The 10144-nt window shown below is 63.3% G+C and carries 3 protein-coding genes; all 3 read left to right on the forward strand.

Going from position 1 to position 10144, the window contains the following annotated elements:
* Positions 1-973 (forward strand): phosphopantetheine-binding protein (locus IAE33_RS23970; RefSeq protein WP_201165663.1); only part of this gene is annotated, 973 nt, incomplete at its 5' end.
* A 10-nt stretch (positions 974-983) separates the two neighbouring features.
* Complete coding sequence (locus IAE33_RS23975; protein WP_201165666.1) at positions 984-8831, forward strand: non-ribosomal peptide synthetase; 7848 nt, start codon at positions 984-986, stop codon at positions 8829-8831.
* On the forward strand, positions 8831-10144 hold a 1314-nt coding region (locus IAE33_RS23980; RefSeq protein ID WP_236407394.1), incomplete at its 3' end, for a condensation domain-containing protein. The genes IAE33_RS23975 and IAE33_RS23980, both read left to right, overlap by 1 nt.

Consider the following 10144-nt stretch of genomic DNA (forward strand, 5'->3'; position numbering starts at 1 on the left):
GTACGGGCCAACCGAGGCGGCCATCGACGTGACCCACTGGACGTGCCGTGAAGAAGGGCAGGACAGCGTGCCGATTGGCCGGCCGATTGCCAACCTGAGCACCTATGTACTGAGCCACGACTTGGCGCCGGTGCCGGCCGGGGTGGTGGGCGAGCTGTACCTGGGCGGGGAAGGGCTGGCGCGGGGTTACCACCGCCGCCCGGGGTTGACCGCCGAACGCTTTGTGGCCAGCCCGTTCGAGGTGGGCCAACGGCTGTACCGCACCGGCGACCTGGCGCGTCAGCGCGCCGACGGGGTGATCGAGTACATGGGGCGCATCGACCACCAGGTGAAGATCCGCGGGCTGCGTATCGAGCTGGGCGAGATCGAGGCGCGCCTGCTGGAGCAGGCCGAAGTGCGCGAAGCGGCGGTGCTTGCAGTGGACAGCCCGGCAGGTCTTCAGCTGGCAGGCTACCTCGTACCCACCTTCCCCGTGGAAAACACTGCCGCACTGCGTGAGCGGCTGCGCACTGCATTGGCTGGGCATATGCCGGACTACATGGTGCCCAACCACCTCATGTTCCTCGACGCCTTGCCGCTCAGCCCCAACGGCAAGCTTGAGCGCAAGGCCCTGCCAGGGTTGAGTGAACAGATGGCGGTGCGAGCCTGGCGGGCGCCCGAAACAGAGCTGCAGGGCCAGCTGGCAGAGATCTGGCAGGAAGTGCTGCAGGTCGAGCGGGTGGGGCTGGACGACAACTTCTTCGCCCTTGGTGGGCATTCGCTACTCGCCACTCAGGTGGTGGTGCGGGTGCGCAGCCTGCTGCGTGTTGACGTACCGCTCAAAGACCTGTTCGAGACCGACACCCTGCAAGCCTTTGCCGAGCGCCTGGAGGGCCTGCGTGCGGTGCACCTGTCGGTCGACGACGAATTGGCTAAATCCTTGGAGGCTCTCAAACGTTTATCAAGCACTGAGTTGGAGAAACTACTTTCGTAAGGAGCCTTGGGTGCAAGCGTTGATCGAGTCGGTTGGAAGTCTCTCGGCAAAGGAGAGAAAAGCGCTGGCGGTGCTGCTCAAGCAAAAGGGCATCAACCTGTTTTCGGTGGTACCCATTTTCAAGCGCGACACCGCAGAGCCACTACTGTTGTCTTTTGCCCAGGAGCGTCAGTGGTTCCTCTGGCACCTCGACCCGATGAGTTCGGCGTATCACATACCCACAGCCCTGCGCTTGCGCGGGGCGCTGGATGTGCCTGCACTGGAACGCGCGTTCAATGTACTGGTCGCCCGGCATGAGAGCTTGCGCACCGCACTGGTGGAAGACCAGGGGCAGGTAGTACAGGTGATTCACGCCGCCTTCGAGCTCACCCTGCACACTGAGCCCCTGCTCGACGCTGATCCGGCCGCATTGCAGGCACGTGTCGAGCAGGAGAGCCGGCGCCTGTTCGACCTGCGCCAGGCGCCGTTGTGGCGGGTGAGCCTGCTACGTGTGGCTGACGATGACCATGTGCTGGTGCTGACCCAGCACCACATCATTTCCGACGGTTGGTCGATGCAAGTGATGATCGACGAGCTGATGCACTGCTACCAGGCCTTTATCCAAGGCCAGGCGCCGACGCTGCCTGCGTTGCCAATCCAGTACGCCGACTACGCCTTGTGGCAGCGCCAATGGATGGAAGCAGGCGAGCGCGAACGCCAACTGGGTTATTGGACGGCGCAATTGGCCGACGAGCCGGGTGTGCTGTCGTTGCCGTACGATCACTCACGCCCGGCACAGTTGAGCGACCGTGGCGCGCGTGTCGACCTTCAGGTGCCAGAGGCCCTGGCGACCGCCCTGAACGGGCTGGCGCAGCGCGAGAACGTAACCTTGTTCATGCTCTTGCTGGCCAGCTTCCAGACCCTGCTGCACCGCTACAGCGGCCAGGCCGACATCCGTGTCGGCGTGCCCACGGCCAACCGTAACCGGGTGGAGACCGAAGGCCTGATCGGCTTCTTCGTCAATACCCAGGTGCTCAAGGCCGACTTTGCAGGCGTCGCCACCTTTACCGACTTGCTGCAACAGGTGCGCAGCACTGTACAGGCCGCCCAGGACCACCAGGACCTGCCGTTCGAGCAGTTGGTCGAGGGCCTGCACCCGCAACGTACCCTCAGCCATAGCCCGCTGTTCCAGGTCATGTACAACCACCAGAGCGAAGGCCGCACCCGCCAGGCCGGAGCGGGCCCGGTGCTACAGGTAGAGAACCTGACCTGGGACAAACAGACCTCGCAGTTCGATCTTACCCTCAATACCCACGAATCCGGCGGGCAACTCAGTGCCAGCCTGACCTACGCCACCGACCTGTTCGACCGCGCCACCATTGAGCGCATGGCCGGGCACTGGCTGACCCTGTTGCAGGCACTGGTGGACAACGCTTGGCAGCGTATCGAGTTACTGCCTTTGCTGACCGGCGCGGAGCAGGCTGCACAGGCCCAGGCATGCAGCGGTGCGGTACAGCACTACGACGAGGCACAATGCATTCATCGCCAGATCGAGGTGCGTGTAGCGGAGAAAGGCGACACACCGGCGCTGTATGCCGGCGAACAGGTACTGGGCTACGCCGAACTCAACCGCCGAGCCAACGCCTTGGCCCACCGCCTGATCGAGCTTGGCGTGGGGCCGGAAGTGCGGGTGGCGGTGGCCATGCCCCGCGCTGGCGAACTGCTCGTGGCCTTGCTTGGCGTGCTCAAGGCGGGTGGTGCCTATGTACCTTTGGACCCAGACTACCCGGCAGAGCGTGTGGCCTATATGCTCGACGACAGTCGCGCGCAGGTGATCATCACCCAGCAGGCTCTGTTGGCAGAGCTGCCAGCGCTGGATGCATTGCATGTGGTGTTGCTGGAGCCGGGCGCCGACCTGGGAGCGCAAGGCTACAGTCAGGAAAACCCCGATACCCAGGTGGTTGCACAGAACCTGGCCTACGTTATCTATACCTCCGGCTCGACCGGTAAGCCGAAAGGCGTGGCCATCGCCCACCGCAACGTCATGGCGTTGATGCGCTGGTCGGCCGAGGTTTACCCGGAGCCGTCGATTCAGGGGGTGCTGGCCTCTACCTCAGTGTGCTTTGACCTTTCGGTGTGGGAGCTGTTCGTCACCCTGGGTAACGGCGGCTCGCTGGTGTTGGCGCGCAATGCCCTGGAACTGCCGCAGTTGGCTGCAAGAGAACAGGTTCGCCTGATCAATACCGTGCCATCGGCCATTGCAGGCTTGCACCGCGCAGGCCAAATTCCGGCATCGGTGCGCATCATCAACCTGGCGGGCGAGCCGCTCAAGCAGGGGCTGGTCGATGACTTGTATGCGCAGGCATCGGTCGAGCATGTCTATGACCTGTACGGGCCGTCGGAAGACACCACCTATTCCACCTGGACCCGTCGCGAAGCGGGGGGCAAGGCCAACATCGGCTTGCCCCTGGGTAATACCCGTGGTTATTTGCTCGATCCGCAGTTGCAAACCGTTCCGACTGGGGTTGCGGCTGAGCTGTATCTGGCTGGCCACGGCATAACCCGCGGCTATCTGGGGCGTCCTGGGCTTACCGCCGAGCGCTTCGTACCCGACCCGTTCGCTGCGGACGGGCAACGCATGTACCGCACCGGCGACTTGGTACGCCAGCCGGCTCAGGCCCCGCTGGAATACGTCGGTCGTATCGACCACCAGGTGAAGGTCCGTGGCTTCCGCATCGAGCTGGGTGAAATCGAGGCGCGGCTGCTGGCGCTTGACGAGTTAGGTGATGCGGTGGTGCTTGCCGTGGAGGGGGCGGTCGGCCAGCAACTCGTAGGCTACGTCGTACCCAACACGTCGGCTGGCCAAGGCGATGGCTTGCGCACACGCATCAAGGCCGCCCTGCGCGAACATTTGCCCGACTACATGGTGCCGGCGCAACTGGTGCTGCTTGAGCGCCTGCCGTTGACTCCCAATGGCAAGCTCGATCGCAAGGCCTTGCCACTACCCGATGCCAGCCCGTTGCCGGCCTACGTCGCCCCGCAATCCTCGTTGGAGCAGACGCTGGCAGGTATCTGGCAGGACGTGCTCAAGCGCGAGCAGGTGGGTGTTACCGATAACTTCTTCGAGCTGGGTGGCGACTCGATCATCACCCTGCAAGTGGTCAGCCGGGCGCGTCAGGCCGGCGTTACCATCAGTGCCAAGCAACTGTTCCAGCACCAGACAGTTCAAGGACTGGCCTCGGTCGCTGAAGTCGGTGGCCAGGGCCTGGTGATCGACCAGGCTGCGTTGCAAGGGCTGATGCCACTGTTGCCGATTCACCATGAATTCTTTGCCACGCCCATGCCCCAGCGCCACCACTGGAACCAGTCGGTGCTGCTGCAGCCCGGGCAGGTGCTGGATGTCGGGCTGCTGGCTCAGGCATTGCAAACGCTGTTCACCCATCACGATGCGTTGCGGCTGGTGTTCAGCGAGCACGATGGACATTGGCGGGCACGCTATCGCGCACTGGACGAGCAGCCTGCGCCAGCATTGCTGGAGCATATGCAAGGCCTGGATATCGCTGGCCTGGAAGTGGCCTGCCAACAGGCGCAGGCCAGCCTCGACCTGCAACAGGGGCCATTGCTGCGTGCGCTGTTGGTCGACCTGGATGACGGTAGCCAGCGCTTGTTACTGGTCATCCATCACCTGGCCGTGGACGGTGTATCCTGGCGCGTACTGTTCGAGGACCTGCAGGCGGCCTACCACCAGCTACAGTCGAGGCAGGCCGTGCAGTTGCCGGCCAAGACCAGCTCGGTCAAGGCCTGGGCCGAACGCCTGGGCGAGTATGCCCACAGCGATGCCTTGCGGGCAGAGCTGGGTTACTGGCAGGCGCAATTGCAGGGCGTCGACAGCGGCCTGCCTTGCGAGCGCCCCGGTGGCGCCTTGGGTAACCAGCATGCGGCCACCGTACATCGGCTACTGGACCAGGGCGTGACCCGTCAGTTGTTGCAGCAGGCGCCTGCGGCCTACCGCACCCAGGTCAATGACTTGCTGCTTAGCGCCCTGGCCTTGGTCATCAGCCGCTGGACCGGCCGCGCCGACACGCTGATCAAGCTCGAAGGCCATGGCCGCGAAGCCTTGTTCGACGATATCGACCTCACGCGTAGTGTCGGCTGGTTCACCAGCGCCTTCCCGTTGCGGCTGACCGCAGGCCAGGACATCGACGGCACGCTCAAGCAAGTGAAGGAGCAACTGCGTGCCTTGCCTACCAAGGGATTGGGCTTCGGCGTGCTGCGCCACCTGGGCGATGACGCCACCCGTGCAGCGCTGGCGGGGTTGCCGCAGCCGCGAATCACCTTCAACTACCTGGGCCAGTTCGACGCCAGTTTCAACACGGCGGGCGACGCCTGGCTGCGCCCTGCTAGCGAATATGGCGGGGCCCAGCAAAGCACGTCGGCACCGTTGGACAACTGGCTGAACATCAGCGGCAAAGTGTTTGATGGCCGCCTGAGCCTGAGCTGGACGTACAGTGAGGCGATGTTCGACCACGCCACCATCGAGCACCTGGCCGACCAGTTGATCAGTCAGTTGCAGGTGTTGGTGCAGCATTGCCTGGACGAAGAGGTCTGGGCAGTGACACCATCCGACTTCCCGCTCGCCAACCTCAGCCAGGCACAACTGGATGCTCTGCCGTTGCCCGCCGCGCGAATCGACGACCTCTACGGCCTGTCGGCCATGCAACAGGGCATGTTGTTCCATTCTCTGTATCAGCAGGGCTCTGGCGACTACATCAGCCAGATGCGCCTGGACATCCATGGCCTGGACCCGCAGCGTTTTGCTGCAGCGTGGCAGGCAGTCATCGATAGCCATGACATCCTGCGTACCGGTTTCGTGTGGCAGAACCTGGCGCAGCCAGTGCAGGTGGTCCAGCGCCGGGTCCGCCTGCCGTCTGCGCTGCATGACTGGCGGGGCCGCAGCGACCAGGCCCAGGCCCTCGATGAGCTGGCGGATGACCAGCGCCAGAAGGGCTTCGACCTCGCCGAGGCGCCTTTGCTGCGCCTAGTGCTGGTGCGCATGCAGGATGACCAGTACCACCTGGTGTACACCCATCACCACATTCTGATGGACGGCTGGAGCGCTTCGCGCCTGCTGGGCGAAGTGTTGCAGCGCTATAGCGGGCAGGTGCCGGAAACATCGAGCGGGCGTTATGTCGAGTACATCGGCTGGCTCAAGACCCAGGATCTGGCAGGCAGCGAAGCGTTCTGGAAACAACAGCTGGCCGTGTTGAGTGCACCGACCCGGCTGGCCCGTTGCGTCGAAGGCAATATCGTTGCAGCAGCGGGACATGGCAACCTGCATGGCGGCCTTGATGCCCAGCAGACAGCCCGGTTGGTAGAGTTCTGCCGCCGGCATAAAGTGACCTTCAATACTTTGGTGCAAGCCGCATGGTTGCTGCTTCTGCAGCGTTACAGCGGCGCTGACAGCGTCTGCTTCGGTGCCACTGTGGCGGGCCGGCCAAGTGAGCTCAAAGGGATCGAGCAACAGATCGGCCTGTTCATCAATACCCTGCCGGTCATCGCCAGCCCACGAGCGCAACAGACCGTCGACCAGTGGTTGCAGGCGGTGCAGGCGCAGAACCTGGCCTTGCGCGAACACGAGCACACCCCGCTGTTTGAAATCCAGCGCTGGGCCGGGCAGGGTGGCGAGGCGCTGTTCGACAACATTTTGGTGTTCGAGAACTATCCGGTGTCCGAAGCGCTGGAACAAGCCAACCCGCCGGGTGTTCGCTTCGCCAACCTGCATAACCACGAACAGAGCAACTATCCGCTGACGCTTTCCGCGAGCCTGAGCGAACGCCTGAAGCTGCACTTCAATTATGACCGGCAGGCCTTCGACCCGGTAATGGTCGACCGCCTGCACGGCCAGCTATGCCAACTGCTGCTGCAGATGGCCCAAGGCGATGGCAGCCAGCGCCTGGACGCATGCCAGGTGCACAGTGCAGTGCAGCAATCGACGTTGCTCGCACAGTGGAATCCAGACACCGTGCAATTGCATGACGAACGTTGTCTACACCAGTTGATAGCCGCCCAGGCGGCCCGCGCGCCGCAGGCCGTCGCGCTGAGTTTCGAAGGCCAGCACTGGACCTATGCTCAGCTGGAAGCCACGGCCAACCGTTGGGCGCATCGCTTGGCCCAACAGGGTGTAGGTGCCGATGTACGGGTTGGCCTGGCGGCCGAACGCGGTCCCTGGATGATTGTCGGCTTGTTGGCCATCCTCAAGGCTGGCGGTGCCTACGTGCCGCTTGACCCGCAAGCGCCGCAGCAGCGGCTGACCTACATCATCGAAGACAGCGGCGTCGCCTTGTTGCTTACCCAATCGGCCTTGCTGCCTGGGCTGGTGGTGCCGGCGGGGCTACCGATATTGACGCTGGAAGACGATGTGCAGGGCTATGCCGACAGCACGCCGCAGGTCAGGGTGCATGCAGACAACCTGGCTTATGTCATCTACACCTCAGGTTCCACTGGTCGCCCCAAGGGCACATTGCTGCCGCACCGCAATGCCGTGCGGCTGTTCCTGGCCACCGAGGCTTGGTTCGGTTTTGGCGCCGACGATGTGTGGACCCTGTTCCACTCCGTCGCCTTCGATTTTTCGGTGTGGGAGATCTTTGGCGCGTTGATCTACGGTGGCCGTCTGGTGATCGTGCCGCAAGCGGTCAGCCGCGCCCCTGAAGCGTTCTACCAGTTGCTGTGCAATGAGCGAGTCACGGTGTTGAACCAGACGCCATCGGCGTTCAAGGCGCTGATGCAGATCGCCTGCTCGCCGACGGTGGTGGGCGCGCATACCCTGCGCCATGTGGTTTTCGGTGGCGAAGCGTTGGAAGTCAAGGCACTGCGGCCATGGTTCGAGCGTTTCGGCGACCAGGCGCCCAGGTTGATCAACATGTACGGCATCACCGAAACCACGGTGCATGTGACCTACCACCCACTGTCACTGGCCGACTTGCAGGCGCAGGCGGCCAGCCCCATTGGCGAGCCGATCGGTGACCTGACCTGGTACGTGCTCGACGGTGATCTCAACCCCGTGCCGCAGGGGGCGACTGGCGAGCTGTTCATTGGCGGTGCTGGCCTGGCCCGAGGTTACTTGAACCAGCCGGCGCTGAGTGCCACACGCTTTATCGCCAACCCGTTTGCGGCCCAGGGTGAGCGCCTGTACCGCACAGGTGACCTGGTGACCCAGCGCGCCGACGGCGCTATCGAGTACATCGGGCGTATCGATCAGCAAGTGAAGATCAGGGGCTTCCGTATCGAACTGGGAGAAATCGAGGCGCAGTTGCTGGCCTTGGTGCAGGTGCGGGAAGCCGCGGTACTCGCTGTCGATGGGGTGGCCGGGCAGCAACTGGTGGCCTACGTGGTGGCACAAGCGCCCGTGACGGATGAGCACGCTCTGCGTGACTCTCTGCGGGCACACCTCAAGCGCCAGCTGGCGGACTACATGGTCCCGGCACATGTGGTGTTCATCGAGGCGCTGCCGCTGACGATCAACGGCAAGCTTGATCGCAAGGCCTTGCCGAGCCCGGACGGTATCCCGCGGCAGCACAACCATGTTGCCCCGCAAAGTACCCTTGAGTGCCAGGTGGCGGCGGTGTGGCAAGACGTACTGGGTGTCGCCCAAGTCGGCCTGGGTGATCACTTCTTCGAACTGGGTGGCCACTCGCTGATGGTTGTCAACGTAGTGTCGCGGCTGCAACTGGAGCTCGGCCTGAGCTTGACTGCACAACTCATTTTCCAATTTCCGATCCTGGCTGATTTTGTCGCCCAATTGGAAGCCAGCGGTGAACAAGTCAATACGTCGACGCTGAACAAGCTGGAAAGCCTGCTCGACGAAATGGAGGAAATTTGATGGACAAGTTGGTAGCCGCTCGAATCGCCAAGCGGTTCATCACCCTGCCTCTGGACAAGCGCAAGGTTTACCTGGGCAAGATGCTCGAAGAGGGTGTTTCGCCAGCCAACCTGCCGATCCCCCAGGTGCGCGAGGCGTTCGAGGCCTTGCCGCTGTCATTCGCCCAGCAGCGCCAGTGGTTTCTCTGGAAACTGGACCCGCTCAGCACGGCGTACCACATCCCTACCACCCTGCGTATGCGCGGGGCATTGGATGTACCTGCACTGGAACGGGCATTCAATGCGTTGATCGCCCGCCACGACACGCTGCGCACTCACTTCCAGCATGTGGAGGGCGAGGTGCGCCAGGTCGTGGGGGCTGAAGCGGCATTGCGCCTGGAGGTCGAAAAGGCTCAAGGTGAAGGTGTCGACCACGATGGGATGATCCGCGCCTTCGCCGCGCGCGAGACGCAGCAGCCGTTCGATCTGGACAATGGCCCGCTGCTGCGCGTGCGCCTGCTGGCACTTGCCGAGCAGGACCATGTGCTGGTGTTGACCCAGCACCACATTGTTTCCGACGGATGGTCGATGCAGGTGATGGTGCGCGAGCTGGTCGAGCTCTATGCCCACTTCGCCCAAGGTGCGCCGGTGCAACTGCCTGAGCTGCCGATCCAGTATTCCGACTATGCCATTTGGCAACGGCATTGGATGGAGGCAGGGGAACAGGAGCGCCAGCTGGGGTACTGGCTGGACCACCTTGGCAGCGAACATTCGGTGCTGGCGCTGCCGCTCGACCATCCTCGGCCTGCCCAGCAGAGTTTCCGTGGTGAGCGCCTTCAGGTGGTGTTGCGGCCAGGCCTGGCGCAAGGTTTGCAAACACTGGCGCACCAGCAGAACGTGACGTTGTTCATGTTGCTGCTGGCCTCGTACCAGGTGCTGTTGCACCGCTACAGTGGCCAGTCGCGCATCCGTGTGGGTGTGCCCAATGCCAACCGCAACCGGGTCGAGACCGAGCGCCTGATCGGCTTTTTCGTCAACACGCAGATCCTTCAGGCCGACGTACACGGCGACTTGCCGTTCAGCACCTTGCTGCAACAGCTCCGGCACGATGCCTTGGCGGCGCAGGCCCATCAGGACCTGCCGTTCGAGCAACTGGTCGAGGCCTTGCAGCCAGAGCGTAACCTCAGCCACAACCCGCTATTCCAGGTGATGTTCAATCATCAAGGCGGCAACCGGCCAGCGCGGGCCGCGGAGGGCGGCGGCACCGGGCTGGAAGTCGAGTCGCTGCAGTGGGACAACCACACCGCACAGCTGGACCTGACGCTGGACACTGTC

The organism is Pseudomonas sp. S60 (assembly GCF_016647865.1).
In the GTDB taxonomy this organism is placed as follows: domain Bacteria; phylum Pseudomonadota; class Gammaproteobacteria; order Pseudomonadales; family Pseudomonadaceae; genus Aquipseudomonas; species Aquipseudomonas parafulva.